Source organism: Hoeflea sp. EC-HK425, assembly GCF_902498795.1.
In the GTDB taxonomy this organism is placed as follows: domain Bacteria; phylum Pseudomonadota; class Alphaproteobacteria; order Rhizobiales; family Rhizobiaceae; genus Hoeflea; species Hoeflea alexandrii.
Genome location: NZ_LR701572.1, coordinates 3928662 through 3955578, shown reverse-complemented (window position 1 = coordinate 3955578; position 26917 = coordinate 3928662). Strand labels below are relative to the sequence as shown.

Sequence of the window (26917 nt, the reverse complement as noted above, 5' to 3'; positions counted from 1 at the left end):
GGCCGTGATGACCGAATCGCTCTTCCACGATCCCGATTTCACCCGTTTCTACGACATCGACAATCCATGGGATACCGACAAGGATTACTGTCTCACGCTCGCACGGGATACGAAATCAGTGCTCGATCTCGGATGCGGAACCGGTGAATTGGCGACCGTTCTCGCCAAAACCCGCCGTGTCGTCGGTGTTGAGCCTGCGGCCGCGATGCTCGATCATGCCCGCCGGAGGCAGGGCGCAGAGCATGTGCGCTGGGTGGAGGCTGATGGCCGCAGCGTACGCCTGGGTGAGACATTTGACCTCGTCGTCATGACCGGCCACGCCTTTCAGTGTCTTTTGACCTTGGAGGATCAAGTGGCGCTTTGCGAAACCATCGCCACCCATCTCGCGCCCGGCGGAAGCTTCATTTTTGACAGTCGCAATCCGGCGGTGGAGGAATGGCGGAAATGGACGCCCGACCAGACACGCCGGACCATCGAGGTTCCGGATCTGGGGAAGGTCGGGGCATGGAACGACGCCCGTTTTGAAATCAGGTCCGGCACGGTTGCCTACGATACCGTCTATCGCGAGGCTAGGTCCGGCAGGCAATGGCAGGCCACCTCACGCCTGTTTTTTGCCGAGCAGCCGCAGATTGCCGCCGCCGTCACAGCTGCGGGCCTTAAGGTTCACCGCTGGATGGGCGACTGGACCGGAGGTTCGATGACGGCGACCTCACCGGAGATCATTCCGGTGGGCGGACTTGCCGGCTGATCCTGCGCAACCGCTTCTGCCGCAAGGTCCGCAAGCCCGAATGCGGCGTCATCGCCGCGACCCCGCCCAAGTGCTGACTTCTATGTCCGAGCCGCCAGGATCTTCGGCACCTTGTTCGGTCGAAGGCGATAGGCGTCGGGCATTCCACTGCCCAGCAAGGGACGCAGATATTGCCGGAACGCGTCGGTCACGTCGTGACCGGACGCGGAGATGAAGTTGTCGGGCATTGTGCGGGTCTTTCCGGCAACCATCTCCAGCGGGACCAGTTCGTAGTCGACCGAGTAGTGGCCGGTGCGCTTGATCGTGACCGATCCGTCGCGATCGCCGAACATCCCGTACTGAACCGCCTTTTCGCCGACTTCGCGGGCTTCATTCTGGTCAACATCGGAAACACATCCGACAAAACTGCGTTGGATATAGCCGAGCGTATCACCACGGACCCGGGTGATTTGCAGTTCCTCCTTGACCTTCTGCGTCAGCAGATCGGCGAGCGCACCGCTTCCGGACAATTGCACATTGCCATGGGCATCGCGTTCGGTCTCTTTGGCCAGTTTAGCGATGATCGGTTGACCCGAGCCGTCATGGATGCCTTCACTGACGGCGACGATGCAGCGCCCGAGCCGGTCATAGACCTGCTTGACGTCCCTGAGGAACTGATCGATCTCGAAGGTTCTTTCGGGCATGTAGATGAGATGAGGACCATCATCGGAGAATTTCTTGCCCAACGCCGAGGCGGCGGTGAGAAAGCCTGCATGACGCCCCATGACAACGCCAATGTAGATGCCAGGCAGCGCCGCATTGTCGAGATTGATGCCCATGAACGCCTGAGCCACATACCGCGCGGCCGAGGGGAAGCCCGGCGTGTGGTCGTTCTCGACCAAGTCGTTGTCGATGGTTTTGGGAATGTGGATGCAGCGCAGGTCGTAGCCCGCCTTGCGCGCTTCATCGTTCACGATGCGGACCGTGTCCGAGGAATCGTTGCCGCCGGTGTAAAAGAAGTAACCGATCTCGTGCGCCCGAAGGACCTTGAAGATTTCGCGGCAGTATTTCAGATCCGGCTTGTCCCGGGTCGAGCCAAGCGCCGAAGACGGTGTATTGGCGACCATTTCCAGATTATGGGTTGTCTCCTGGGTCAGATCGTAAAAATCCTCATCCAGGATCCCGCGCACACCGTGTACGGCGCCGTAGATCAGCTCGACAGAGCGGAACTTGCGTGATTCCAGGACCGCCCCGACCATCGACTGATTGATAACCGCCGTCGGGCCACCCCCCTGGGCGACCAGTACCTTGCCGTGAAACACAAACATGTCCTCCTGCACTTCGTTTTATTGAATCTGGCATTAATGGTGGTCAACGAACAAGCGTTTAAATGGGTGGACAGCGCTATGGGACCCGACGCGTCGGGCGCCGTGGCATCTGGCTAACCTGGCTTCGGAGCGCGCGATCGCGCCGCTTGTCGCCGGTGTCGTGGATCGATCCGGCCGTTCCATCTGAAAGGGGGCATTCCCTAGCGCAGCAGCAAGCGTCGTTTTTCCGCTCAAGGCGGTGAACCGTTCAATCTACCCGATCGCTCCTGACCCCAGATTGCCGGTCGCCGCCCGCCTTCGCCGCGATCATCTTGTGCAGATGTACCATCATGCCGGCGGCGAACATCGGGGTCAGCAGGTTGAGCAGTGGCACCGACAGGAAGGCTGCGATGATCAGGCCGGCGAAGAAGATCGTCGTCGAGTTGCGCGATCTCAGCCGCTTGGCGTCAGCAGGCGACATGAACCGCATCGCCGCGAACTCGAAATATTCCCGCCCCAGCAGGTAGCCGTTGACGAGGAAGAACGCCGCAAGGTTGATACCGGGCACCAGGAGCAGCACCAGGGCGATCAGGTTTCCCAGTCCCACCACCAGCAAAAAGCCCAGCGATTGCCGAATCGACTGCATCAACGGCATTGGCCGACCAGGTGTTTCGTACGGGTAGTCGCGGGTCTCGATAACCTCCGCGATGTCATCGAGAAACAGGCCCGCCATCGCCGCCGTCACCGGCGCCACGAACAGCGCCAGCACCAGGGCCAGCCCTATGCCGGCGATGACCGCCGCCACCGTGCCTGCCCATCCGGCCCAGTCGGGCAGTCCCGGAAGCAGGTTTTCGAGCCAGGGCATGGCAAACGCCGAAAACGCCTCGCCAAGCCCGAACCAGAGCCCGGCGAGAAGCAGGATGGTCAGCCCCAGCGACTTGAACAGCACCGAGCGCGAAGCCGGTGCGAACAGGTTCGATCCAGCCATTCTGGCGGCTTCAATGATCATCGGCGGCTTCCCTTCTTCTATATCTGCGAACCGGCCCGGTTGTTGCAAACGGGGCTTGCCCGTCTTGCCGGACCGGCGGCTGGTCTCATGTGGGGACTGCCGCACGCAGGGTCAACGTTTGCCGCGTCTGGCGGACTCCACCAGGAGGCCGAATCTTCGCCGGGACAGGATGACAGATCGACACAAATCAGCCATGATTCGAGTGCCTCAGGGGCAGGCCGCAAATGGCTCTATTCACTTGTTTTCGGTAAACGCCCATGTCCGCACAGCGGATACGTCCAGCCACCCTTTCCGACATTGATGCGCTGGATGCGATCGAGAAGGCTGTTTTCGCAGCCGACCGGATATCCCGCCGTTCTTTCCGTACGCTGATCGACCGCCCGACGGCTGAGACGCTGGTGCTGGAAGCCGACGGCGAGATCCGTGGCTACGCTATGATCCTGTTTCGCGCGGGCGCCGCGCTCGCCCGTCTTTATTCGCTTGCCGTGGCCCCGGGCGAAGCAGGCAAGGGCTACGGAAGGGCACTGCTGGCAGCCGCCGAAAAGGCCGCGATGGAGCATGATCGAATCCTGCTCAGGCTTGAGGTCCGCGAGGACAACCAGGCTGCAATAACGCTCTACAGGAATGCCGGCTACCGCCGCATCGGCCGGGTTGCCGACTATTATGAAGATGGCATGGCAGCCCTTCGCTTTGAAAAGCTCCTGCGCGGCCCGGAGGCCCCGGATGTGCTGACCCCGTTTTATGAGCAGACTGCCGATTTCACCTGCGGCTCGGCCTGCCTGCTGATGGCGCTGGCCCGCTTCCGGTCGGGAGAATTTCTCGATCCGGTCTGGGAAATCCGGCTCTGGCGCGAGGCCACCACCGTGTTCATGCTCTCAGGCCCCGGTGGCTGCGAGCCGTTCGGTCTTGCCATGGTGGCGCACGAGCACGGCCTCGTTCCCGAGGTCTGGTGCTCGACTGAGGAACTGCTGTTTCTTGAAACCGTGCGCGATCCGGAAAAAAGGCGCGTCATGGAGCTGGCCCAGACCGATTTTCGCGCCCGCGTTGCCGAGGCGGGGACGCCGGTGCACTCCGAGGCTTTCACGCTCGACTGGCTCCGCCAAAGGCTGGCCGAGGGGCATGTCGCCATCATCCTGGTCAGCGGTTACCTGATGATGGGCAAGAAGGTTCCGCACTGGGTGCTCGCCCATGGCGATGACGGCCGCCACATTTTCGTTCATGATCCCTGGGTCGAGGACGAGGTCGGCGAAACCGTCGCCGACGCCGCGAACATCCCGGTCCCCTACGCAGTCTTCGACCGGATCGCCCGTTTCGGCCGCACGGGCCTGCGCGCCGCCGTTCTCATCAAGGGAAAGTCTGCCCATGTCTGACTGGATCATCCTGTCCACCGCGCTGGCGGGTTTCGACCATGCTGCCACCAAGCACAAGGTGCTCGCCACCCGGGATTATCTTGCCCGGCCGGAAATGTTCCGGGGTGCGAGACCAAACATCATCAACCTGTCGCGCTCCTATGCCTATCAGAGCCGCGGATATTACGCCTCTCTGCTGGCCGCCGCCCGTGGTCAGCGGGTGATTCCCTCGGTCGAGACCATCATCGACCTGTCGGCGCGCAAGCTTTACGAGAATGCCATTCCCGAGCTCGAGGACTCGCTCAACAAGAGCCTGCGCGGCCAGGGGGGCGAGCCGTTGCCGTCACGGCTGCGGATCTTTTTCGGAACCTCGACCGATGCCCGGCTCGAGCGTTTCGGCCGGTTGCTTTTCGACTGGTTCCGGGCTCCGATTCTTGAACTGACATTGAAGGACGGCGACTGGGTCTCCATCACCAGGATCGGACTGCAGTCGATCAGCAAGCTCGATGACACGGGACGCGAAGCCTTCTTCCAGGCCATGGCGCGCTATACGGCACGGCAGTGGAAGGACGCGAAGTCGCGCGCGCCCGCGCGCTACTCCTTCGCCACCCTGGTCGATCCGGACGAAGCCCTGCCGCCGTCTTCGATTGCAAGCCTGAAGCACTGGTCGCGGATCGCAGCGCGGATGGGGGTTTCGGTCGAGCCGATCGGGCGAAAGGACCTGCCGCGGCTGGCCAATTTCGATGCGCTGTTCATCCGCGAAACCACCTCGATCTCCAACCACACCTACCGTTTCGCCCGCCGCGCCCAGCAGGAGGGCATGCCGGTGATCGATGATCCGGTGTCGATGATCCGCTGCACCAACAAGGTCTATCTTGACGAGCTGATGGCCTCCAACGGCATTCCGGTGCCCGATACGGTGATGCTGATCGGGCCGGAGGATTTCCAGCGCGCCGCCGATCAGCTCGGTTTTCCCATGGTGCTGAAGGTGCCCGATTCGTCGTTCTCCCGGGGCGTCAAGAAAGTCGCCTCCATGGCCGAACTCAAGGCCCTGGCCGGTGCCTGGCTGAACGATTCCGAAGTATTGATCGCGCAGAAATTCATGCCGACGAAGTTCGACTGGCGTATCGGCGTGCTCGGTGGCAAGCCGCTGTTTGCCGTGCAGTACCTGATGGCCAAGAAGCACTGGCAGATCGTCAAGCACGACACCGGTGGCAAGCCGCTGGAAGGCGGCTTCAAGTCGTTCTCGCTGGCCCAGGTGCCACCGCTGGTGCTCGACACCGGCCTTCGCGCCGCCTGTTCGGTCGGTGACGGTCTCTATGGCGTTGATCTCAAGGAAACCGATGACGGCGTCTTCGTCATCGAGGTCAACGACAACCCCAATCTCGAGCACGGCGTCGAAGACGCGGCGGAGAAGGACGAGGTCTGGACCCGGCTGACCAACTGGTTCATCGAGCGCATAGCGACCTGAGCCGGGCTTGATGCGCCAGGCCTTGCGCCTCCGGTCGCGCGCGGGCTGTCGTTTCCGGGCGAAACAGGCTATAGCAGCCGCGGCTCGCTGCGCCGGGCCGGCACATTGATTGCGACCAGGACCCACTTCATGCTCAAAGCCGCCGAAGACAGCCTCGATCTCAACAAGATTGTCGATCCGGCAAAACTGCGCAAGGCGCTCAACGCCATCGCCGCAAAGCATGGCGGGGCCAGCAACGAGGCCCGGATGGACGTGCTCGCCGAGGTCAAGCGCGTCAATGCGCTCGGCCGTGAGACCGCCCGTGCCATGCTGTTCGACGATGGCGGTGGCACCGCCTGCGCCATGCGGATCTCGCATCTGCAGGACGTTATCACCGCCGCGCTCTATGATTACGCCAGCGTTCACGTCTACCGGGTCGAAAACCCTTCGAAATCCGAGCGCATGACCGTCACCGCCGTTGGCGGCTACGGCCGCGGCACACTTGCACCGGGCTCCGACATCGATCTTCTGTTCGTGCTGCCCTATCGCAACACCGCCTGGACCGAACAGGTTGTCGAATGGATCCTCTATATTCTCTGGGACATGGGGCTGAAGGTCGGCCACGCGACCCGTAATGTGGATGAATGCATCCGGCTGTCGCGCTCTGACATGACCATCCGCACCGCCATTCTCGAAGCCCGTTTCATCTGCGGCGAGCGGGCGCTCTTCAGCGACCTGGGCCAGCGCTTCGAAAACGAGGTGGTGGATGGCACGGGTCCCGAATTCATTGCCGCCAAGCTGGCCGAGCGTGACGAGCGCCACCGCAAGGCCGGGGACACCCGCTATCTGGTCGAGCCCAACGTCAAGGAAGGCAAGGGCGGCCTGCGCGATCTCAACACCCTGTTCTGGATCGCCAAGTATTTCTACCATATTCGTGACACCGAGGAGCTGGTCGGGCTTGGCGTGCTGTCGCGCCGCGAGTTCAACCTCTTCGTCAAGGCCGAGGATTTCCTCTGGGCCGTGCGCTGCCACATGCACTATCTCACCGGCAAGTCCGAGGAGCGGCTGTCCTTCGATATCCAGCGCGACATCGCCTCGGGCCTTGGCTACCAGGACCACCCCGGCCTGTCGGCGGTCGAGCGCTTCATGAAGCACTATTTCCTTGTCGCCAAGGACGTCGGCGACCTGACCCGGATTTTCTGCGCCGGGCTCGAGGACCAGCAGGCCAAGCAGGCTCCGGGGCTTACCGGCGTTATCAGCCGCTTTGCTAGCCGCCCGCGCAAGATCCCGGGAACGCTGGATTTTCTCGAGGACAAGGGCCGCATCAACCTTGCCGATGCAGAGGTCTTCAAGCGCGATCCGGTCAACATCATCCGCATGTTCCATCTCGCCGATATCCGCGGACTGGAGTTCCATCCCGATGCACTCAAGCGAGTGACCCGTTCGCTGCGGCTGGTCAATGCCGAACTGCGCGAGAACGAGGAGGCCAACCGGCTTTTCATGTCGATCCTGACCTCCAAGCGGCAGCCGGCGGTCATTCTGAGGCGCATGAACGAGGCCGGCGTTCTGGGCCGTTTCATTCCGGAATTCGGCAAGATCGTCGCGATGATGCAGTTCAACATGTATCATCACTACACGGTCGACGAGCACCTGATCCGCACCGTTTCGGTGCTGTCGGGCATCGACAAGGGCGAAGGCGAGCGCGAACATCCGCTGGCCTCCAAGCTGATGCCCGGCATCGAGGAGCGCGAGGCGCTTTACGTGGCCGTCTTTCTGCACGACATCGCCAAGGGACGGCCTGAAGATCACTCCGTCGCCGGCGCCAAGGTGGCGCGCAAGCTCTGCCCGCGGCTTGGCCTCAATCCGCACCAGACCGAGCTCGTGGTCTGGCTGATCGCGGAGCATCTCACCATGTCGATGGTTGCCCAGACCCGCGACCTCAATGACCGCAAGACGATCAGTGATTTCGCCGAGAGTGTGCGTACGCTCGAGCGGCTGAAAATGCTGCTGATCCTGTCGGTCTGCGATATCCGGGCCGTCGGTCCCGGCGTCTGGAACGGCTGGAAGGGCCAATTGCTGCGCACGCTCTACTACGAGACCGAACTGATGCTTTCGGGCGGCTTCTCCGAAGTCTCGCGCAAGGAACGCGCCGCCCATGCCCGCGATGCGCTGGGCGAGGCCCTGTCCGACTGGAGCCAGAAGGACCGCAAGGCCTATCTGAAGCTCCACTACGAGCCCTATCTTCTGGCTGTTCCGCTGGAGGAACAGGTGCGCCATGCCAATTTTGTCCGCGAGGCCGACAAGGCCAAGAAGCAGCTGGCCACCATGGTGCGCACCCACGCGTTCCACGCCATCACCGAAATCACCCTGCTGTCGCCCGACCATCCGCGGCTGCTGTCAATCGTCACCGGCGCCTGCGCCGCCGCCGGCGCCAACATCGCCGATGCCCAGGTCTTCACCACATCCGACGGCCGCGCGCTCGACACCATCCTGATCAACCGCGAACTGCCCGATGACGAGGATGAGCTCAGACGCGGCGCTTCGGTCGGCCGCATGATCGAGGAAGTGCTGGCCGGCAGGGCCTACATTCCTGAAGTGATCGCCCGCAAGACCCGTGGCAAGTCGAAGAAACGGCCCTTTATCGTTAAGCCGCAGGTGACGATTTCCAACACGCTCTCCAACAAGTTCACGGTTATCGAGGTCGAGTGTCTCGATCGCACCGGTCTGCTCTCCGAGATCACCTCGGTCCTGTCCGATCTCTCGCTCGACATCGCCTCGGCCCACATCACCACCTTCGGCGAGAAGGTGGTGGACACCTTCTACGTGCGGGATCTGGTTGGCATGAAGATCACCAACGAGAACCGCCAGATCAACATAATCGCACGGCTCAAGGCAGTGCTCGCCAAGGAAGAAGACGAGGTGCGCGACAGGATGCCTCCGGGCATGATCGCACCACAAGGCTCGACCCGGCGCGGCAAGACCTCGGCGTGATCCCGGCATGAAGAGACCAGCCGCATGAGCCTGATCGGAAAATTCGCAAGCGTCGGCAGCGCCACCATGGCAAGCCGCGTTCTCGGTTTCGTTCGTGAGGCGATGATCGCGGCATTTCTTGGCGCCGGTCCCGTCGCCGATGCGTTCTACGCCGCCTTCCGGTTCCCCAACCTGTTTCGCAGGCTGTTTGCCGAAGGCGCGTTCAACGCGGCTTTCGTGCCGCTTTTCGCCAAGGAGATCGAGGGCGGCGGGCAGGCGGCGGCAAGGAAGTTCGCCGAGCAGGTGCTCTCGGTCCTGCTCCTGTCGCTGTTCGTGCTGTCGGCGCTGGCGATGGTCTTCATGCCGTTCCTGGTCGGCACCGTGATCGCCCCCAAATTTGCCACGGATCCGGAGAAGTTCGATCTGACCGTGCTGCTTGCGCGCATCATGTTTCCCTACCTGGCCGCGATGAGCCTTGTCGCCATGCTGGCGGGCATCCTCAATTCGCTCAGGCGCTATTTCCTGGCGGCACTGGCGCCGGTTCTGCTCAATGTGGTGCTTGTTTCGGGACTGACGGCGTCAGGTTACTTCGACCTTTCCGCACCGGACATAGGCAAGGTTCTGGGCTGGTCGGTCACCCTTTCCGGCGTGCTTCAGCTTGGCCTGCTGGTCTGGGCACTCAGACGCGAGAATTTCAGCATCGGGTTCGTTCGCCCGAGATTGACGCCGGCCGTGCGGCGTCTCCTGTGGCTGGCCCTGCCCGCCGCGGTCACCGGCGGCATCACCCAGATCAACCTGCTTGTCGGCCAGATCATCGCGTCCGCCCAGGACGGGGCCATCGCCATCATCAACTATGCCGACCGCCTCAATCAGTTGCCGCTCGGTGTCATCGGCATCGCCATCGGTGTCGTCCTGCTGCCCGAACTCTCCCGTGCGCTCAGGGCGGGAAACACCAAGGAAGCCCTGCATCTGCAGAACCGCAGCCTCGAATTCGGCATGGCGATTACCGTTCCCGCCGCTGTCGGCCTTGCCTTGCTGCCCGAACCGATCATCGCGCTGGTGTTTGAACGCGGTGCCTTCACCCGGGAAACCACCCTTGTCACCTCTGAGGTCCTCGCTGCATTCTCCATCGGTCTGCCTGCCTTCGTGCTGATGAAGATCTTCACGCCTGTGTTTTATGCCCGCGAAGACATGCGCACGCCGCTGTGGGCCTCGTCGATATCGGTGGTTGTCAACATTGCCGGCAGCCTGCTGCTGTTTCCACGGCTTGGCGTGATGGGCCTTGCAATTGCAACCAGTCTCGCCGGCTGGCTCTCGGCGCTGTATCTCGGCCAGCAGCTCGTGACGAGAGACCTGTTCCGGCCGGCTGCTCTCACCATTCGCCGCATCCTGCTCATCGTTACCGGCGCGGCGCTGATGGGCGTTCTGCTGTGGTGGGCCGATGCCAGCTTCCCGCATCTCCTGCTTGATGCGTCGCTGCCGGTCCGTCTGGCATCGGTGCTTGTGACCGTTCTCGCCAGTGCCGTGGTCTATTTCGGATTTGCTTTTCTCACCGGAGCACTCGACCGGCGTGAATTCGCCCGGTTGTTCAAACGTCGCAAAAAGGGTCCGGACCCGGACGGTCGGGCTTGATAGGCCCTTGACCTCACACCTTTGCAGCCGCATAACCCCGCCCGATTTCAACGAGGTATCCGGGCCCTCCACAAGCCCGGCGGGAGCAAACCATGTCCGCCACTTTCAAGCCGCTCGTCTTCTCCGGCGTCCAGCCGACCGGCAATCTGCATCTGGGTAACTATCTTGGCGCTATCCGCAAGTTTGTGGCGCTGCAGGATCAGCATGACTGCATCTTCTGCGTGGTCGACATGCACTCGATCACCGCCCAGCTCGTTCACGAGGACCTGAAGGGCCAGACCCGGTCCATCGCCGCCGCCTTCATTGCCTCGGGCATCGACCCGGTCAAGCACATTGTCTTCAATCAGTCCGCCGTGCCCGGCCATGCCGAACTCGCCTGGATCTTCAACTGTGTCGCGCGCATCGGCTGGATGAACCGCATGACCCAGTTCAAGGACAAGGCCGGCAAGGACCGTGAGAACGCCTCGCTCGGCCTGCTCGCCTATCCGAGCCTGATGGCCGCCGACATCCTGCTCTACCGCGCCACCCATGTCCCGGTCGGGGAGGATCAGAAGCAGCACCTTGAGCTGACCCGCGACATCGCCCAGAAGTTCAACATCGATTTCTCCGACCGCATCCGCGCTACCGGTCTCGGCGTCGAGATGATGGTCGGCGAGGAAAAGGTCTCGGGCTTCTTCCCGATGACCGAACCGCTGATCGAGGGCCCCGCGCCGCGCGTCATGAGCCTGCGCGACGGCTCCAAGAAGATGTCGAAATCCGATCCGTCGGACCTCTCGCGCATCAATCTCACCGACGATGCCGATACGATCGCCAAGAAGATCCGCAAGGCCAAGACCGATCCAGCCCCCTTGCCCGAAACGGTCGAGGAGCTCGAAGGCCGGCCCGAGGCGCAGAACCTGGTCGGCATCTACGCCGCCCTGAGCGACCGTACCCGCAAGGATGTGATCGACGAATATGCCGGCCAGCAGTTCTCGGTATTCAAGCCGGCCCTGGTCGATCTGGCAGTCAACGTGCTTGAGCCGGTAAGCCGCGAGATGCATCGATTGATGGATGATCCGAGCCACATCGACGCGATTCTCAAGGATGGCAGCGCGCGCGCCAACGCCATCGCCGCAAAGACCATGGCCGACGTTCGCGAGATCATCGGCTTCGTCTAGGGCCGGTCCATCCGCCTGGGATCAGGCAGCATTCCTCCGGATGCGGCCTGATCCGCCCGCCTTTGCGGGTCTCAAAATCGCACTTGCGGGGCAGCCCGCTCTGATGGCATTGTCCCGCCCATGGTATCACGAAGACGTTCACGCGAGGCTGGCCACCGCCGCAAGTTCCTCGCAGTTATCGACGACACGCCCGAGTGTGAGCGCGCCATGCGCTACGCCGGGATGCGGGCTTTCAATTCCGGCGGCGGTCTGGTTCTGGTCTATGTGATCGAGCCTGGCGATTTCCAGCACTGGCTCGGCGTCGAGGAGATCATGCGCGCCGAAGCGATGGAAGAGGCCGAGGCGACGCTCGCCAAGGCCAGCGAGAAGATGCGCCAGATCATCGGCATCGATCCTGAAGTGGTGATCCGGCAAGGCAAGACCACCGAGGAAATCCACGCGGTTATCGAGGAAGACCAGGATATTGCCATCCTCGTTCTCGCCGCAGGCTCCGCCAAGGACGGTCCCGGGCCGCTCGTGACCTCGATTGCCGGACGCGGCGCGGCCTTCCCGATCCCGGTCACCGTCATTCCCGATGCACTCTCCGATGACGAGATCGATGCATTGAGTTGAAGCATATCCGCCCTTGATTGCGGGCCCATCGAGGCTTATCTTGTTTTGAAGAATTCTAAACTAGCCGGTCATTGCAACTGGCAGGGAGACCGACAATGTTCATCCAGACCGAATCCACCCCCAATCCCGCGACCCTGAAGTTCCTGCCTGGCAAGGTGGTGATGGATCAGGGGACCGCCGATTACCGGGATGCTGACGAAGCCGGTTTGGCTTCGCCGCTCGCCGCCAAGCTGTTCGGGATTCCCGGCGTTACCGGCGTGTTCTTTGGCTACGACTTCATCACCATCACCAAGGAAGGGCCCGACTGGCAGCACCTCAAGCCGGCCGTTCTCGGCACCATCATGGAGCATTTCATGTCAGGCGCGCCGATCATGGCGGCGGGCAATGACGGCGTTCCGGCGACCGATGAGGAATTCTTTGAGGCGGGTGACGAGACCATCGTCGCCACCATCAAGGAACTGCTTGAAAGCCGGGTCCGGCCGGCCGTGGCCCAGGACGGCGGAGACATCACCTTCCGTGGTTTCCGCGATGGCAAGGTGTTCCTTCACATGAAGGGAGCCTGCGCCGGATGCCCGTCGTCGACCGCAACGCTCAAGCACGGCATCCAGAACCTGCTCCGCCATTTCGTGCCCGAAGTGCGCGAAGTCGAAGCCGTCTGACGCGAACAGTCTTTACCACGCCGGCCCCTCTGCCTATTAACAACGGCATGAAGTTGCCGCGCATTGTTCGTGCGGCCCGTTCCCATGGATCTGCCCGGTGCTGACGCTCGCCATTGATTGTTCCGCAAGGTTTTGCGCCGTTGCCCTGCATGACGCGGGTGAGGACAGGATTGTTGCGTCCGCCAGCCCCGATATCGGCCGTGGCCATGCCGAGAAGCTGCCGGCCGTGCTTGAGGCGGTGCTGGCCGATGCCGGTAAGAAGCTGTCGCAGGTCGGGCGCATCGGGGTGACCATCGGGCCCGGTTCATTTGCCGGAATCCGGGTCGGAGTCGCCTTTGCCCGCGGTCTTGCGCTTGCGCTCGATGTGCCAGCTTTGGGCGTGGGATCGCTCGAAGCGATCGCTCTCCCGGCGGCAAGAGACCGGGGCAAGGCCGTCATGGCTGTTCTCGATGCCAGGCGCGATCACGTCTGGGCACTGCTGGTTGCCGCGGACGGCACGGTGATCGCCCCGGCGGCCGAATTGATGCCCGAGGCCGCGTCCGCACGGGCCGTCGAAACCGGCTGCATGATCATCGGCAGCGGCGCAGCGCTTCTTGCCAGCAATGTTCCGTCTCTCAACACGCGCATCATCGGCGACCCGGTCGCACCGGATATCGCCGATGTCGCTCGTCTTGCGGCAGGCCTCGATCCCGTGTCGAACCCGGCCGAACCGCGCTACCTTCGGGATGCCGACGCCAAGCCGCAGGCCGGTTTCGTGCTTCCGCACGAGGCGGTCATCTGATGGTCTTCAACCTGTTCTCGCGTCAACCACAGTGTCTGATCCTCGCAATTGAAATGCAGGATGCGCGCACGGCTTCGCGCATTCACGGCGAGGCCTTCGCACGGGCCTGGGGGGATGGCGAATTTGAAAGCCTCATTTCCCAGCAGTCCGTCTTCGGTTTCCTTGCCTGTCCGGAGGGGCGCGCCCGTGACGCGGCGGCCGGTTTTGTGCTGTCGCGCGAAGCTGCGGGGGAGGCCGAGATCCTGTCGATCGGCATCTCGCCCCGCCAGCGCCGCGCAGGTCTGGGATGGCGCCTGATGCTCAGCGCCATGCAGGAAGCCAGGCGGCGCGGCGCCGAGGAAATGTTTCTCGAGGTCGACGAGACCAACACGGCTGCGGTGTCCATGTACCGCAGGCTCGACTTCGTCCAGGTTGGTGAACGCCGCGCCTATTATGCACAGGCGGGCGCGTCGAGCACGACGGCGCTTGTCATGCGCTGCGATCTTCGCTAGTCCGCAGGGGATCGTCGGCTGAGGTTCGCCGGCATAACCTCTCCCTATCAACCGGCGGGGCAGGCGATGGACGAGCAGAAATCCCTGGAAGACAGGTGCGCCGAGCGCGGCATGCGCATGACCGAGCAACGTCGGGTCATCGCCCGCGTGCTCGATGGCGCCGATGATCATCCCGATGTCGAGGAACTGCACCGCCGCGCTGTCCTGGTCGATCCGCGCATTTCCATGTCCACCGTCTACCGGACCGTCAAGCTGTTCGAGGACATCGGCATCATCGAGCGGCATGATTTCCGCGACGGCCGCTCGCGCTATGAGACGGTGCCCGAAGAACACCATGATCATCTCATCGATCTGCGCACCGGCCAGGTGATCGAGTTTCATTCACCGGAAATCGAGGCGCTGCAGGAGCGCATTGCCCGCGAACACGGCTTCCGGCTGGTCGATCACCGGCTGGAGCTTTACGGAATCCCGATCAAGCCCGACAAGAAATAGCACGACGATGCCGGATATTGTCCGTCTGCCAGCCCTGCCGGTTCTGCCATGATTGCCGCCCTGCGCATCGTCTTTGTCCTTGCAGCCTTTCTGATCCTGACGCTGTCGCTTCTGCCCGTCCAGCTGGTGGCCCTGGGCTTCGGCCACTCGGTGATGCAGCGCCTGCCGCGCTGGTGGCATCGGCTGATGTGCCGTGTCATCGGCCTGCGGGTGCATGTCCGGGGCAGCCTGGCGCTGGAAAGACCTCTCCTGCTGGTCGCCAACCATGTCTCCTGGAAGGACATTCTGGTGCTTGGGTCGGTGGCAGACGTCGTCTTCATCGCCAAGTCGGAAGTCCGCACCTGGCCGGTGCTGGGCTGGCTGGCGCGGCTGCAGCGCTCGGTGTTTGTCGAGCGCGAGGTCCGGCGCAAGACCGGCGACCAGATTTCCGAGGTTTCCAGCCGGCTGCTGGCGGGGGAAGTGGTGGTGCTGTTTGCCGAGGGAACCACGTCGGACGGCAACCGGGTGATGCCTTTCAATTCCTCGCTGTTTGGTGCGGCGAGTGCGGCTCTGCCCTTTGCCCCCGGCGGCGTGGTCCACATACAGCCGGTTTCCATCGCCTACACAGGCATTCACGGCATGCCGATGGGGCGTTATCACCGGCCCGTTGCCGGCTGGCCGGGAGACGTGGCGCTGGGGCCGCACATGCTGCGTGTCATCCGCGACGGCGCCCTTGATGTCGAGGTTGTCTTCAACGAGGCCATCCCGTTTGATGCGGCCACTGACCGCAAGAAGACCGCCCGTCTGGTCGAGGCCCGGGTGCGCGACGGCCTGAGTGCAGCCCTTCGCGGCAAATTCAATGGCTGAGGGGCCATTTTCAAGCCACGATTTTGCCGCTAAAAGCCCCGCATGACACAAGTAACCCTCATACCTGACACCGCTTCCGAAGCAGGTGACGGCGCGCAAGCCGGCGGACAGTCCAAAAAGGTCTTCGTCAAGACCTATGGCTGCCAGATGAATGTCTATGACAGCGAGCGCATGGGCGACGCACTGACCCGTGACGGCTATCAGACCGTCGATACGGTCGAGGCGGCAGACCTGATCCTCATCAACACCTGCCATATCCGTGAAAAGGCCGCCGAAAAGGTCTATTCCCAGCTCGGACGGCTGGCCAAGCTCAAGAGGCAACGCAACGCCGTTGGTGGCGACCTCATGGTCGCGGTTGCCGGCTGTGTTGCCCAGGCCGAGGGTCAGGAAATCATCCGCCGCGCGCCGGTCGTCGATGTCGTCATCGGCCCGCAGACCTATCACCGCCTGCCCGAGGCTCTGGCAAGGGCGCGAAACGGCGAGAGCGTCGTTGAGACCGAGTTTCCCGCCGAAGACAAGTTCGACGGCTTGCCGAACGCGCCGGAAAAAGCCATCCGCGCCCGAGGTGTGGCGGCTTTTCTCACCGTCCAGGAAGGCTGCGACAAGTTCTGCACCTTCTGCGTCGTGCCTTACACCCGTGGCGCCGAGGTCTCCCGTCCGGTCGACCGGATCCTCGGAGAGGCCGAACGCTTGGCGGAGGCCGGCGTCCGCGAGGTCACGCTTCTGGGTCAGAACGTCAATGCCTGGCACGGCAAGGGCGCGGATGGCCGCGAATGGGGTCTGGGTGAACTGGTCCGTCGCCTGGCGACGATCGAGGGCATTGACCGCATCCGCTACACCACCAGCCATCCGCGCGACATGGATGACGCGCTGATTGCGGCGCACCGCGATCTGCCCGAACTGATGCCCTACCTGCATCTGCCCGTGCAGGCCGGCTCGGACAGGATCCTCAAGGCCATGAACCGCCGCCACACCGCGGCTGAATATGTGAACCTGGTCGGGCGCATCCGCGCCGCCCGCCCGGATATCGCGCTTTCGGGTGATTTCATCGTCGGCTTTCCCGGCGAAACGGATGCGGATTTCGAAGACACCATGCGGCTGGTCCGCGAGGTCAGATACGCCTCGGCCTTCACCTTCAAGTACTCGATCCGGCCAGGTACCCCGGGAGCAGATATGGATGACCAGGTCGACGAGGCGGTCAAGACCGAGCGCCTGGCGCGGCTGCAGGATCTGATCAACGAGCAGACCAGGGCCTTTGGCCGCGAATGTGTCGGAAAAGTGGTCGATCTGCTGCTGGAGAAACCCGGACGCAACACCGGCCAGTTAATTGGCCGCTCTCCCTGGCTGCAGCCGGTAATAGTTGATGCAAAGCTGGGGGAAATCGGTGACATTGTCAGGGTGCGAATCACGCAACCCGGCACCACCGGTCTTTACGCGGAGCCTGCGGAATGACCGCCAAGTGCAATTATGGAGCCAGATCGTTTGACAGCTGAGCACCTGTCCCGGACAGAAGCTGCGACGCCCGCATCGGGCGCCTCGGACGCGACCCACCTCGCGCTCACCTTTGAAAACAACCGTCTTGCCAGCGAACTTTTTGGCCAGTTTGACCAGAACCTGGCGCTTCTTGAGCAGAAGCTGAAGATAGACGCGCGGGCCCGTGGCAACACGGTCAACCTGCGGGGTGATGAAATCGCCACCAATCAGGCCCGCAGGGCGCTGGATTATCTCTATGACCGGCTGCTCAAGGGCGCCAGCGTGGAGAGTTCCGACGTTGAGGGCGCCATCCGCATGGCGCTTGCCGCGGACGACCAGCTCGTGCTGCCGACGCTCGAACGCAAGGGTAAGATGACGTTGGCGCAGATCTCGACGCGCAAGAAGACCGTCATTGCCCGGACCCCGACCCAGGACGCCTATATGCGCGCCATGGAGCGTTCGGAACTGGTCTTTGGCGTTGGCCCGGCCGGCACCGGCAAGACCTATCTGGCGGTTGCCCACGCGGCGCAACTGCTTGAGCGCGGCTCCGTCGAGCGCATCATCCTGTCGCGTCCCGCGGTGGAGGCTGGCGAACGGCTTGGCTTTCTGCCCGGCGACATGAAGGAGAAGGTCGACCCCTATCTCAGGCCGCTCTATGACGCGCTCTACGACATGATGCCGGGCGACAAGGTCGAACGCGCCATCACCGCCGGCGTCATCGAAATCGCGCCGCTGGCCTTCATGCGCGGCCGTACCCTGGCCAACGCCGCGGTCATTCTGGATGAAGCGCAGAACACCACGCAGATGCAGATGAAGATGTTTCTTACCCGTCTGGGCGAGAACTCGCGCATGATCATCACCGGCGATCCGAGCCAGGTCGACCTGCCGCGCGGCGTTACCTCCGGTCTGGTCGAGGCGCTGTCCATCCTCGAGGGCGTTGATGGTGTTGTCACCTGCCGCTTCCGCGGCGCCGACGTGGTGCGCCATCCGCTGGTCCAGCGCATTGTCGAGGCCTATGACAAGCGGATCTACCCCAAGGCCGAAGGAGACGCATGACCTCCGGTCCGGCGATCAGCCTGGCGCTAGCCGTCGAGGCCGGAGACTGGGGCGATGCCGGGGCAATCGAAGCACTGGCCGAGACCGCTCTTGCTGCGGCTGTGCGTGATCTGAGCGAACGCGAGGGCCAGCCCTTTCCCGACATCGAGCCCGAGGTTTCGCTCGTGCTGGCCGATGATGCGATGATGGCGGATATCAACGGCCAGTGGCGCAATCAGCCCAAGCCGACCAATGTGCTGTCGTTTCCCGCCTTCCCGCTCGTGCCGGGCGGTCAGCCAGGGCCGATGCTCGGCGACATCATCCTGGCCCGCGGGACGATCGAGCGGGAGGCGCAGGAGCTGGACAAGCCGGTGGAGGAGCATGTCGCGCACCTCATCGTGCACGGATTTCTTCATCTTTTCGGCTACGATCACATTGAAAACAACGATGCCGAGAAAATGGAAGCGATCGAGACTCGCATTTTGACCTCGCTTGGCCTATCTGACCCTTACGGCGATACAGAGCCGGTTTGACATTGAAGAGACGATGACAGAGAGCAATGCCCCGGCACAGACCGGAGACGCGCAAGGCGCTTCGAGCGCCCCACCCAGCGAAGACGCCCCCAGTTATCTTCCCGTGCCTGTGCACCGGAACGAGATCACCGTGCAACAGGATGAGCGTGGCGGCATGGGGCTGTGGCAGCGTCTGGTGCGTGCCCTGTTCCCGCCTTCCGACCGCGAATCCATCCGTGAGGATCTCAATGACGCGTTGCAGTCGGGCGGCGAGCTTCATGAGGCGTTCTCTGCCGATGAGCGCGCCATGCTGCACAACATCCTGCGCCTGCGCGAGGTCCGGGTCGAAGACCTGATGGTCCCGCGCGCCGATGTCGAGGCGGTCGACCAGACCACCTCGCTTGGCCGGCTGCTGGAGATTTTCGAGGAATCGGGCCGTTCCCGAATGCCGGTCTATGCGGAAAATCTCGATGATCCGCGCGGCATGATCCATATCCGGGATCTGCTGGCCTGGATTACCAAGCAGGCCCGGACCAAGCGCAAGTCCACCGCCAAGAGTGCTGCGACGAACCAGAAGGTCAACTCGCTCAACGCGCTCGAGCTTTCGCGCGTCGATCTGAGCAAGACCCTTCAGGAGTCAGGCATTACCCGCAAGGTACTGTTCGTGCCGGCCTCGATGCTGGCCTCCGACCTGATGCAGCGCATGCAGGCAAACCGGATCCAGATGGCGCTGGTGATCGACGAATATGGCGGCACCGACGGCCTGGTCTCGCTTGAGGACATCGTCGAGATGGTTGTGGGCGATATTGCCGACGAGCATGACGATGAAGAGGAAACGCTGATCAGCAAGGCCGGCGAGGACATCTGGGTTGTCGACGCCAAGGCCGAGCTCGAGGATCTGGCCGAGGAAATCGGATCGGATTTCGACATTCGCGAGCAGAGCGAGGAAGTCGATACCATCGGCGGCCTGATCTTCTCCGAACTTGGTCGCGTCCCGGCCCGCGGCGAAGTGGTCCAGGCTCTGCCTGGCTTCGAGTTTCACGTGATGGATGCCGATCCGCGCCGCGTCAAGCGCGTCCGGATCATCAGGAAGCGCCAGGCTCCGCGCCGCCGTCCGGCCCGTGGCGAGGCTGCCCCCAAGAAGCCCGAACCCGAAGACGCCGGCGCCACATAACGGCTCCAGACCCGTCGCTGCGCGTCGTCACATCCCGGATATTCATCCAGCCTCGCTCGATCATCCGCCTGTAACTTACGCGTTGAAAAATGCCGCGCGCAACGCCGGACATTGCCGCGGTTTTTTGAAAGGATACGGCAACTGATTCGCTTGGCCAAAGCGCATTGCAATAGCCGGATCTTTGTTGGCGGGGAGAATACCGGGTTTGGAACGGATCGCTGAATCCATCATGCTGAGTTGGGGCGTCAAGCGCGCTGTTCTTGCGTTTGCCGCAGGCGCATTCTCCGTTCTGGCCCTGCCGCCGTTCAATTTTTTTGCCGCCCTGTTCATATCCTTCCCGATGCTGGTCTGGCTCCTCGACGGTGCCAGCGGACCGCCGGAGCGGGGTCTGCTGGGGCGAATGCGCCCGGCATTTGCCACCGGCTGGTGGTTCGGCTTCGGTTACTTCGTGGCCGGCCTCTGGTGGCTTGGCAATGCGCTGCTGATCGATGCGGGCGGCTTTGCCTGGGCCCTGCCGCTGGCAGTCCTTGGGCTGCCGGCGCTGCTCGCGCTGTTTTACGGCGTCGCCACCTCGCTTGCCTGGCTGCTGTGGTCGGATGGAATCGGACGCATTGCGGCGCTTGGCGCGGCTTTCGGTCTGATCGAGTGGGTCCGCAGCTTTGTTCTGACCGGGTTCCCCTGGAACGCCATCGGCTATGCGGCAATGCCGGCGCCGGTGATGATGCAATCGGCCGAGATCGTCGGTGTTTTCGGCATGTCCGCGCTGACCGTGTTCGTGTTTTCGGCGCCCGCGCTGGTCGGCACGAGGCGCGGCGCAGTTGCCGGCCTGGTCGCGGCACTGGTGCTCTTTGCTGCTCATGTCGGATATGGATGGTTCGCGCTTGACCGTCTCGACCGGTCCCAGATGACGCCGACTGAAGCGGTCGTGCGGATTGTACAGCCGGCTATCGATCAGTCTGCAAAGTGGGACATGGCCGAACGTGAGCAGATTTTTTCGCGGCTTCTTGCCTTCTCCGCTCTGCCGCCACGCGAAGGCCAACCCAGGCCGACCCACATTGTCTGGCCGGAGACAGCACTGCCGTTTCTCCTGACGGAAAACCCCGGTTCGCTCTCCCGCATCGCCGACATGTTGCAGGTTGGCCAGACCCTCATCACCGGAGCTGTCCGGTTCGAGGACGGGCTGGCAGGTTCACCGCCGCGGTTCTTCAACACCATCTATGTGATTGATGACGAAGGGCAAATCATCGGGTCCGCTGACAAGGCGCACCTTGTGCCCTTTGGCGAATACCTGCCCTTTGAGGCCTTGCTGCGTCGCTGGGGGCTGACCCCGGTTGCCGAGACCTTCGGCGGATTTACCGCCGCTGACCGCCGCGGCCTGCTGGGTCTGCCCGGTGGGCTGGGGGCGGTGCCGCTGATCTGCTACGAAGCCATCTTTCCGGAGATGTCCAGCCTTGAAGACGGCCGTGGATCGCTTCTTCTCAACCTGACCAACGATGCTTGGTATGGTCTGACCCCTGGGCCCTATCAGCATCTCCGCCAGGCGCAGCTCAGGGCAGTCGAGACCCGTCTTCCGCTCGTGCGGGCCGCCAACAACGGCATCTCCGCTGTGGTTGATCCTGGCGGGCGCATCGTTGGCAGCCTGCCGCTTGGCGAGGCGGGTGTCTTCGATGTGAGGTTGCCTTCGGGGGCAGACGAGTTTTTGCTTATGAGAATTAGGCGATTTAACTTTGGATTGATTATCGTCATAATGGTATTGACGGCGCTTCTTGCTCGTAAAAGTAAAAATCAACGGTTCGATTGACGCAAAACCCCCAAAATAGCATAGTTGTTTCGTCAACCCATTTCCCGTCTCGGTCACAGCAAGGATGGTCGGGTGTATCCGATTTTCTTCGACTGCAATCAAAGCGGGATAAATCAACCATGGAGCCAAGGCTCTTGTCAGGACGAAAGAATGATTGAGAACAAGAAAAAGCCCAATCCGATCGACATTCATGTCGGCAGCCGGATCCGTCTTCGCCGAACCATGCTTGGCATGAGTCAGGAAAAGCTGGGCGAAGCGTTGGGCATCACCTTCCAGCAGATCCAGAAGTATGAAAAGGGCACCAATCGCGTCGGCGCCAGCCGTCTGCAAAACATCTCGACGATCCTGAATGTTCCGGTGAGCTTCTTCTTCGAGGACGCACCGGGTGACCCGTCCACGGCACAGCCGGGCATGGCCGAGGCCAACAGCTCGAATTATGTCGTGGATTTCCTGTCCTCGTCGGAAGGGCTGCAGCTCAATCGTGCCTTTATCAAGATCCCCGATCCCAAGGTGCGCCGCAAGCTCGTCGATCTTGTCAAGTCGCTGGCGTCCGAGCCGGATTCCGACTGATCGCCTCACCGGAGATCTGGCAGGCCTTCGGGCCATGAAGTGCAACAGCGCCGCGCTTCGGGCTCCTGCAGTCCGGGAGCGGCGCGTTCGCCGTCTGGAAGCTGTGCCGCGCAGCAAGGCAATCGGCGAGCGCCCTCAATCATATCAAGATATATTTATGTCATTCTGACCTTGTCAGACTCGCGCGTTGCCACTAAACGTTCTCCACCACTTCAATCTGATGGAGCCTGCAATGGAGCGCTCGACTTTCCTGTTCACAAGCGAATCCGTTTCGGAAGGACACCCCGACAAGGTGTGCGACCGCATTTCGGATGAGATCGTCGACCTGGTCTATCGCGAGGCAAAGAAGACCGGTGTGGATCCGTGGAGCGTCCGCGTTGCCTGCGAAACGCTGGCGACCACCAACCGCGTCGTGATCGCCGGAGAGGTCCGCGTTCCGCCTTCGCTGGTCAAGAAGGACAAGAATGGCAACGACGCCATCAATCCGTCCAAGTTCAAGTCCGCCGCCCGCAAGGCCATCAAGTCCATCGGCTACGAACAGGATGGGTTCCACTGGAAAACCGCCAAGATCGATGTGCTCCTGCACTTCCAGTCCGCGCATATCGCGCAGGGCGTGGACAACGCGGCCGACCACCAGGGATCGGAAGGCGCAGGCGACCAGGGCATCATGTTCGGCTACGCCTGCAACGAAACGCCGGAACTGATGCCGGCCCCGATCTACTACAGTCACAAGATTCTCGAGCTTCTGGCCGCGGCCCGCCACAAGGGCGAGGGCGATGCAGCCAGGCTCGGCCCCGACGCGAAGAGCCAGGTCACCGTTCGCTATGTCGATGGCAAGCCTTCCGAGGTCGTATCGATCGTGCTGTCGACACAGCATCTTGATGAAAGCTGGAATTCGGCCAAGGTGCGTGAGGTCGTCGAGCCTTATATTCGCGAAGCGCTTGCCGGTCTGAGCATTGCCGATGATTGCAAATGGTACATCAATCCGACCGGCACCTTCGTCATCGGCGGTCCCGACGGCGATGCGGGCCTTACCGGACGCAAGATCATCGTCGACACCTACGGCGGCGCTGCTCCCCACGGTGGCGGTGCGTTTTCCGGCAAGGACACCACCAAGGTCGACCGCTCGGCCGCTTATGCCGCGCGTTACCTGGCCAAGAATGCAATCGCCGCCGGCCTTGCCGAGCGCTGCACCATCCAGCTTTCCTATGCCATCGGCGTGGCGCAGCCGCTGTCGATCAATGTCAATTTTCACGACACCGGCAAGGTGTCGGAGGCCGCTCTCGAAGAGGCGCTGCCCAAGGTGATGGATCTGACGCCGCGCGGCATCCGCAGCCATCTTGATCTCAACAAGCCGATCTATGCCCGCACCGCGGCCTATGGTCACTTCGGCCGCAAGGCCGGCCGTGACGGCTCGTTCTCCTGGGAGAAGCTTGATCTGGTCAAGCCGCTCAAGGAAGCGCTGAAGGGCTGAGGCAGGCTTTCCGCTCGGGATCCGAAACCATGTCCAGCCCGCAAAGGCGCAGCCGTGCGACCGAAGCCTTTTACGGTCGCCGCAAGGGAAAGGCGCTCAAGGCGCCGCAGGCCGAGGCGCTTTCCGCGCTTCTGCCCGTGCTGAAGCTCGATCTGTCTGTGCCTGCACCCGTACCGCTGGCAACACTTTGGCCCAGACCTGTTTCTCGGATCAGGCTGGAGATCGGTTTCGGAGGGGGCGAACACCTGCTTCATCGTGCCCGCGAAGCCCCGGACACGGGCTTCATCGGCGTCGAACCCTTCGTCAACTCCATGGCCAAGCTGCTGGCGGCGCTCGACAGTGAAGGCCTGGACAACATCCGCCTTTATGACGACGATGCCACCCAGGTTCTGGACTGGCTTCCTGATGCCTGTCTCGATCGCATCGACCTGCTCTATCCCGACCCCTGGCCCAAGAAGAAGCACTGGAAGCGCCGTTTCGTCTCCAGGCTCAATCTCGACCGCTTCGCCCGCGTTCTCAAGCCCGGCGGCCGGTTCGGATTTGCATCGGACATCGACACCTACATCAACTGGACCCTGGCCCATATGGCCTCCCATCCGCAGTTCGAGTGGGTGGCCCGAAAGGCCGCGGACTGGCATGAGCCGTGGCAGGGATGGCCAGGCACGCGCTACGAGGCCAAGGCGATTCGCGAAGGCCGTACGCCCTGCTACCTGGAATTCGAACGCCTGGACTGATAGTCCCACCCTTCCTCGCAGTCGATCCGTGCGGCCGCAGGGCGGGGCCACGCCGGAATGCCGGAATTCCCTTGCGGAAGCGGCTGAATGGGTCTATATACCTCTCAAATTCTTGATCGTCAGAACAAGGGTGGGCCCGCGAGGACCCGCTCTTTTTTGTTGCCGGACGATCGGATGAACCATTGCAGCGCGGATGACGCCGGAAACGGCGACTGGACGCTGCAGCGCTTTTAAAGTGTTGCATCATCATGCCCCTGAACCGGCAGCGGTTCGAGGGCGCTTGCAGCAGTCAGGATACGGTGCCGATGACAGACGAAGCCGCAATGCCCAATGATGACCGCCTGGTGACCGAAACCGGTGTCGACGCACGCATTGCTGAAATTGTCGAGCCGCTCATCGAATCGATGGATATGCGCCTGGTGCGGGTGCGTCTCTCCGGCCAGAATGGCCTGACACTGCAGATCATGGCCGAGCGCAATGACGGAACCATGAGTGTCGAGGACTGCGAAGCGGTGTCCCGGGCAATTTCACCGGTTCTCGATGTGGAGGATCCGGTCGAAAAGGCGTATCATCTGGAAATCTCGTCGCCGGGCATTGACCGGCCGCTGGTGCGCAGGTCCGATTTCGTGCGCTGGGAAGGCCATCTTGCCCGCTGCGACGCGTCGGTGCTGATCAATGGCCGAAAGCGCTTTCGCGGCTTCATCCGCGATGTCACCGACACAGGCTTTTCGGTCGAGCGTGACCAGCCGGCCTATGGCGAGGAAAACATTGCGGTCATCCCGTTCTCGGCACTTGCCGAGGCCAAGCTGGTGCTGACCGACGAACTGATCCGCGAATCATTGCGCGCCGACAAGGCCGCGAAGGCCGCCCAGGCGGCAAACGGGAATGACAGCGGTGACGACGCGGACGAATCCGGCTCGGGCGATCTGGCCTGAACCGGCGACAGTATTTTGGGGCATCCATCGCGGTGCCGTTGATCCGGTCCGCTTGACGGACCCAACCCAGAGCAGGGCCGCAAGCCGCGGTCCCACATATGGAGACAGACATGGCAGTCAGTGCAAACAGGCTTGAGCTTCTTCAGATCGCCGACGCGGTCGCGCGCGAGAAGTCCATTGACCGCGAGATCGTCATCGCCGCCATGGCCGACGCGATCCAGAAAGCCGCACGCTCGCGCTACGGATCGGAATCCAACATCCGCGCCGACATCAATGCCAAGACCGGCGAGATCCGCCTGCAGCGCCTGCTCGAGGTTGTTGACCACGCCGAGGACTACTCCTTGCAGATCCCGCTGGCTCTCGCCCGCGACCGCAACCCGGATGCCCAGCTTGGCGATTTTATCGCCGACCCGCTGCCGCCGATGGACTTTGGCCGTATCGCTGCCCAGTCCGCCAAGCAGGTGATCGTGCAGAAGGTACGCGAAGCCGAGCGCGACCGCCAATTTGACGAATTCAAGGACCGCATCGGCGAGATCGTCAATGGCACCGTCAAGCGTGTCGAATACGGCAATGTCATTGTTGATCTTGGCCGTGGTGAAGGCATCATCCGCCGTGATGAGACCATTCCGCGCGAAGCCTTCCGTTATGGCGACCGCGTCCGCGCCTATGTCTATGATGTCCGCCGCGAGCAGCGCGGCCCGCAGATTTTCCTGTCGCGCACCCATCCGCAGTTTATGGTCAAGCTGTTCACGATGGAAGTGCCGGAAATCTATGACGGCATCATCGAGATCCGCTCGGTCGCCCGTGATCCGGGCAGCCGCGCCAAGATCGCCGTGATCTCCAACGATTCCTCCATCGATCCCGTCGGCGCCTGCGTCGGCATGCGCGGCAGCCGCGTGCAGGCCGTGGTTGGCGAATTGCAGGGTGAGAAGATCGACATTATCCCCTGGTCGCCGTCGCCTGCAAGCTTCATCGTCAACGCTCTGCAGCCGGCCGAAGTGGCCAAGGTGGTGCTTGACGAGGACGCCGAGCGGATCGAGGTGGTGGTGCCGGACGAGCAGCTGTCGCTGGCCATCGGCCGCCGTGGCCAGAATGTCCGCCTGGCCTCGCAGCTGACCGGTTGGGACATCGACATCCTCACCGAGGAAGAGGAAAGCCAGCGCCGTCAGAAGGAATTCAACGAGCGCACGCAACTCTTCATGGAAGCGCTCGATGTCGACGAAATGGTCGGCCAGGTGCTGGCCTCCGAAGGCTTCAGCCAGGTCGAGGAAGTGGCCTATGTCGATCTCGGTGAAATCACCGCGATTGAGGGTTTTGACGAGGAAACCGCCAACGAACTGCAGACCCGCGCCCGCGAATATCTCGACAAGGTCGAGTCGGAACTGGATGCCAAGCGCAAGGAACTCGGCGTCGAGGACGAACTCCGTTCGATCCCCGGCATCACCACGCCGATGATGGTTGCGCTGGGCGCAGACGGGATCAAGACTGTCGAGGATTTCGCCGGTTGCGCTGTTGACGATCTGACCGGCTGGTCGGAACGCAAGGATGGTGAGACCAAGCGCTTCGACGGCCTGTTCACCGGCCTCGACGTGTCCCGCGCCGAAGCCGAACAGATGATCCTGCAGGCGCGTCTTGCAGTTGGCTGGATCACCGAAGACGAACTGGTGGCCGAGGAAGAAGAAGAGGCTGAAGCGGAAGTGGAAGCTGGCGAAGAAGAAGCCTGAGGT

General features: G+C 62.4%; 24 protein-coding genes. 22 read left to right on the top strand and 2 right to left on the bottom strand.

From position 1 onward, the window contains the following. Window positions 1–7: 7 nt before the first annotated feature. A complete protein-coding gene (locus SPHINGO391_RS21620) occupies window positions 8–748 on the top strand; it encodes a class I SAM-dependent methyltransferase (protein ID WP_152010779.1) in 741 nt (246 codons plus the stop codon). Window positions 749–828: 80 nt separating this feature from the next. On the opposite strand, the gene SPHINGO391_RS21615 is transcribed toward SPHINGO391_RS21620, so the two are convergent. Both SPHINGO391_RS21615 and SPHINGO391_RS21610 read right to left on the bottom strand, forming a co-directional pair. Next, complete coding sequence (locus SPHINGO391_RS21615) at window positions 829–2055, bottom strand: 6-phosphofructokinase (protein ID WP_193217373.1); 1227 nt, start codon at window positions 2053–2055, stop codon at window positions 829–831. A gap of 247 nt (window positions 2056–2302) precedes the next feature. After that, window positions 2303–3043, bottom strand: a complete 741-nt coding sequence (locus tag SPHINGO391_RS21610; RefSeq protein ID WP_152010778.1) for a sulfate transporter family protein — start codon at window positions 3041–3043, stop codon at window positions 2303–2305. 257 nt (window positions 3044–3300) lie between these two features. Between SPHINGO391_RS21610 and SPHINGO391_RS21605 the strand changes: the two genes are divergently transcribed. The 21 genes from SPHINGO391_RS21605 (at window position 3301) to nusA (ending at window position 26914) form a co-directional block, all read left to right on the top strand. Further along, window positions 3301–4413, top strand: a complete 1113-nt coding sequence (locus SPHINGO391_RS21605; RefSeq protein ID WP_152010777.1) for a peptidase C39 family protein — start codon at window positions 3301–3303, stop codon at window positions 4411–4413. Further along, window positions 4406–5863 (top strand): RimK family protein, encoded by a 1458-nt coding sequence (locus SPHINGO391_RS21600; RefSeq protein WP_152010776.1) that lies wholly within the window; start codon window positions 4406–4408, stop codon window positions 5861–5863. The genes SPHINGO391_RS21605 and SPHINGO391_RS21600 overlap by 8 nt, the downstream gene beginning before the upstream one ends. Window positions 5864–5992: 129 nt before the next feature. After that, the gene (locus SPHINGO391_RS21595) at window positions 5993–8833 is read left to right on the top strand and encodes a [protein-PII] uridylyltransferase (RefSeq protein ID WP_152010775.1); all 2841 of its coding nucleotides are present in this window, start codon (window positions 5993–5995) and stop codon (window positions 8831–8833) included. 24 nt (window positions 8834–8857) lie between these two features. After that, complete coding sequence (murJ, locus tag SPHINGO391_RS21590) at window positions 8858–10444, top strand: murein biosynthesis integral membrane protein MurJ (RefSeq protein WP_152010774.1); 1587 nt, start codon at window positions 8858–8860, stop codon at window positions 10442–10444. A gap of 92 nt (window positions 10445–10536) precedes the next feature. Then, window positions 10537–11601, top strand: a complete 1065-nt coding sequence (trpS, locus tag SPHINGO391_RS21585; RefSeq protein ID WP_152010773.1) for a tryptophan--tRNA ligase — start codon at window positions 10537–10539, stop codon at window positions 11599–11601. Window positions 11602–11721: 120 nt separating this feature from the next. Then, the gene (locus SPHINGO391_RS21580; RefSeq protein WP_152010772.1) at window positions 11722–12213 is read left to right on the top strand and encodes a universal stress protein; all 492 of its coding nucleotides are present in this window, start codon (window positions 11722–11724) and stop codon (window positions 12211–12213) included. A gap of 95 nt (window positions 12214–12308) precedes the next feature. Next, window positions 12309–12872 (top strand): NifU family protein, encoded by a 564-nt coding sequence (locus tag SPHINGO391_RS21575; RefSeq protein ID WP_152010771.1) that lies wholly within the window; start codon window positions 12309–12311, stop codon window positions 12870–12872. A 97-nt stretch (window positions 12873–12969) separates the two neighbouring features. Continuing rightward, complete coding sequence (gene tsaB / locus SPHINGO391_RS21570; protein ID WP_193217372.1) at window positions 12970–13653, top strand: tRNA (adenosine(37)-N6)-threonylcarbamoyltransferase complex dimerization subunit type 1 TsaB; 684 nt, start codon at window positions 12970–12972, stop codon at window positions 13651–13653. Then, window positions 13653–14144, top strand: a complete 492-nt coding sequence (locus SPHINGO391_RS21565; RefSeq protein WP_152010769.1) for an N-acetyltransferase — start codon at window positions 13653–13655, stop codon at window positions 14142–14144. Before tsaB ends, SPHINGO391_RS21565 begins: the two co-directional genes overlap by 1 nt. Window positions 14145–14210: 66 nt before the next feature. Further along, window positions 14211–14636 (top strand): Fur family transcriptional regulator, encoded by a 426-nt coding sequence (locus tag SPHINGO391_RS21560; protein ID WP_152010768.1) that lies wholly within the window; start codon window positions 14211–14213, stop codon window positions 14634–14636. 48 nt (window positions 14637–14684) lie between these two features. Beyond that, window positions 14685–15482 (top strand): 1-acyl-sn-glycerol-3-phosphate acyltransferase, encoded by a 798-nt coding sequence (locus SPHINGO391_RS21555; protein WP_152010767.1) that lies wholly within the window; start codon window positions 14685–14687, stop codon window positions 15480–15482. 42 nt (window positions 15483–15524) lie between these two features. Beyond that, the gene (gene miaB / locus SPHINGO391_RS21550) at window positions 15525–16934 is read left to right on the top strand and encodes a tRNA (N6-isopentenyl adenosine(37)-C2)-methylthiotransferase MiaB (protein WP_152010766.1); all 1410 of its coding nucleotides are present in this window, start codon (window positions 15525–15527) and stop codon (window positions 16932–16934) included. Between the two features lie 30 nt (window positions 16935–16964). Next, complete coding sequence (locus tag SPHINGO391_RS21545; protein WP_244615312.1) at window positions 16965–18011, top strand: PhoH family protein; 1047 nt, start codon at window positions 16965–16967, stop codon at window positions 18009–18011. Next, window positions 18008–18523, top strand: a complete 516-nt coding sequence (gene ybeY / locus SPHINGO391_RS21540; RefSeq protein WP_152010764.1) for an rRNA maturation RNase YbeY — start codon at window positions 18008–18010, stop codon at window positions 18521–18523. The genes SPHINGO391_RS21545 and ybeY overlap by 4 nt, the downstream gene beginning before the upstream one ends. A gap of 13 nt (window positions 18524–18536) precedes the next feature. Continuing rightward, on the top strand, window positions 18537–19676 hold the full coding sequence (locus SPHINGO391_RS21535) for a hemolysin family protein (protein WP_244615310.1): 1140 nt from the start codon (window positions 18537–18539) through the stop codon (window positions 19674–19676). Between the two features lie 205 nt (window positions 19677–19881). Further along, window positions 19882–21477 (top strand): apolipoprotein N-acyltransferase, encoded by a 1596-nt coding sequence (gene lnt, locus SPHINGO391_RS21530; protein WP_152010763.1) that lies wholly within the window; start codon window positions 19882–19884, stop codon window positions 21475–21477. A 150-nt stretch (window positions 21478–21627) separates the two neighbouring features. Continuing rightward, a complete protein-coding gene (locus SPHINGO391_RS21525; protein ID WP_152010762.1) occupies window positions 21628–22047 on the top strand; it encodes a helix-turn-helix domain-containing protein in 420 nt (139 codons plus the stop codon). A 232-nt stretch (window positions 22048–22279) separates the two neighbouring features. After that, on the top strand, window positions 22280–23521 hold the full coding sequence (gene metK, locus SPHINGO391_RS21520; RefSeq protein ID WP_152010761.1) for a methionine adenosyltransferase: 1242 nt from the start codon (window positions 22280–22282) through the stop codon (window positions 23519–23521). 29 nt (window positions 23522–23550) lie between these two features. After that, entirely contained in the window at window positions 23551–24255 is a 705-nt protein-coding gene (gene trmB / locus SPHINGO391_RS21515; RefSeq protein WP_152010760.1) for a tRNA (guanosine(46)-N7)-methyltransferase TrmB, read from the top strand. 305 nt (window positions 24256–24560) lie between these two features. After that, a complete protein-coding gene (gene rimP, locus SPHINGO391_RS21510) occupies window positions 24561–25190 on the top strand; it encodes a ribosome maturation factor RimP (RefSeq protein WP_152010759.1) in 630 nt (209 codons plus the stop codon). 110 nt (window positions 25191–25300) lie between these two features. Continuing rightward, window positions 25301–26914 (top strand): transcription termination factor NusA, encoded by a 1614-nt coding sequence (gene nusA, locus SPHINGO391_RS21505; protein WP_152010758.1) that lies wholly within the window; start codon window positions 25301–25303, stop codon window positions 26912–26914. The last annotated feature ends 3 nt before the right edge of the window (window positions 26915–26917 follow it).

Excerpts from the sequence above, each read along its gene's own strand:
- SPHINGO391_RS21620 (WP_152010779.1), top strand. The coding sequence starts at position 8 with ATGACCGAATCGCTCTTCCACGATCCCGATTTCACCCGTTTCTACGAC.
- SPHINGO391_RS21615 (WP_193217373.1), bottom strand. The coding sequence starts at position 2,055 with ATGTTTGTGTTTCACGGCAAGGTACTGGTCGCCCAGGGGGGTGGCCCG.
- SPHINGO391_RS21610 (WP_152010778.1), bottom strand. The coding sequence starts at position 3,043 with ATGATCATTGAAGCCGCCAGAATGGCTGGATCGAACCTGTTCGCACCG.
- SPHINGO391_RS21605 (WP_152010777.1), top strand. The coding sequence starts at position 3,301 with ATGTCCGCACAGCGGATACGTCCAGCCACCCTTTCCGACATTGATGCG.
- SPHINGO391_RS21600 (WP_152010776.1), top strand. The coding sequence starts at position 4,406 with ATGTCTGACTGGATCATCCTGTCCACCGCGCTGGCGGGTTTCGACCAT.
- SPHINGO391_RS21595 (WP_152010775.1), top strand. The coding sequence starts at position 5,993 with ATGCTCAAAGCCGCCGAAGACAGCCTCGATCTCAACAAGATTGTCGAT.
- murJ (WP_152010774.1), top strand. The coding sequence starts at position 8,858 with ATGAGCCTGATCGGAAAATTCGCAAGCGTCGGCAGCGCCACCATGGCA.
- trpS (WP_152010773.1), top strand. The coding sequence starts at position 10,537 with ATGTCCGCCACTTTCAAGCCGCTCGTCTTCTCCGGCGTCCAGCCGACC.
- SPHINGO391_RS21580 (WP_152010772.1), top strand. The coding sequence starts at position 11,722 with ATGGTATCACGAAGACGTTCACGCGAGGCTGGCCACCGCCGCAAGTTC.
- SPHINGO391_RS21575 (WP_152010771.1), top strand. The coding sequence starts at position 12,309 with ATGTTCATCCAGACCGAATCCACCCCCAATCCCGCGACCCTGAAGTTC.
- SPHINGO391_RS21565 (WP_152010769.1), top strand. The coding sequence starts at position 13,653 with ATGGTCTTCAACCTGTTCTCGCGTCAACCACAGTGTCTGATCCTCGCA.
- SPHINGO391_RS21560 (WP_152010768.1), top strand. The coding sequence starts at position 14,211 with ATGGACGAGCAGAAATCCCTGGAAGACAGGTGCGCCGAGCGCGGCATG.
- SPHINGO391_RS21555 (WP_152010767.1), top strand. The coding sequence starts at position 14,685 with ATGATTGCCGCCCTGCGCATCGTCTTTGTCCTTGCAGCCTTTCTGATC.
- miaB (WP_152010766.1), top strand. The coding sequence starts at position 15,525 with ATGACACAAGTAACCCTCATACCTGACACCGCTTCCGAAGCAGGTGAC.
- ybeY (WP_152010764.1), top strand. The coding sequence starts at position 18,008 with ATGACCTCCGGTCCGGCGATCAGCCTGGCGCTAGCCGTCGAGGCCGGA.
- SPHINGO391_RS21535 (WP_244615310.1), top strand. The coding sequence starts at position 18,537 with ATGACAGAGAGCAATGCCCCGGCACAGACCGGAGACGCGCAAGGCGCT.
- SPHINGO391_RS21525 (WP_152010762.1), top strand. The coding sequence starts at position 21,628 with ATGATTGAGAACAAGAAAAAGCCCAATCCGATCGACATTCATGTCGGC.
- metK (WP_152010761.1), top strand. The coding sequence starts at position 22,280 with ATGGAGCGCTCGACTTTCCTGTTCACAAGCGAATCCGTTTCGGAAGGA.
- trmB (WP_152010760.1), top strand. The coding sequence starts at position 23,551 with ATGTCCAGCCCGCAAAGGCGCAGCCGTGCGACCGAAGCCTTTTACGGT.
- rimP (WP_152010759.1), top strand. The coding sequence starts at position 24,561 with ATGACAGACGAAGCCGCAATGCCCAATGATGACCGCCTGGTGACCGAA.
- nusA (WP_152010758.1), top strand. The coding sequence starts at position 25,301 with ATGGCAGTCAGTGCAAACAGGCTTGAGCTTCTTCAGATCGCCGACGCG.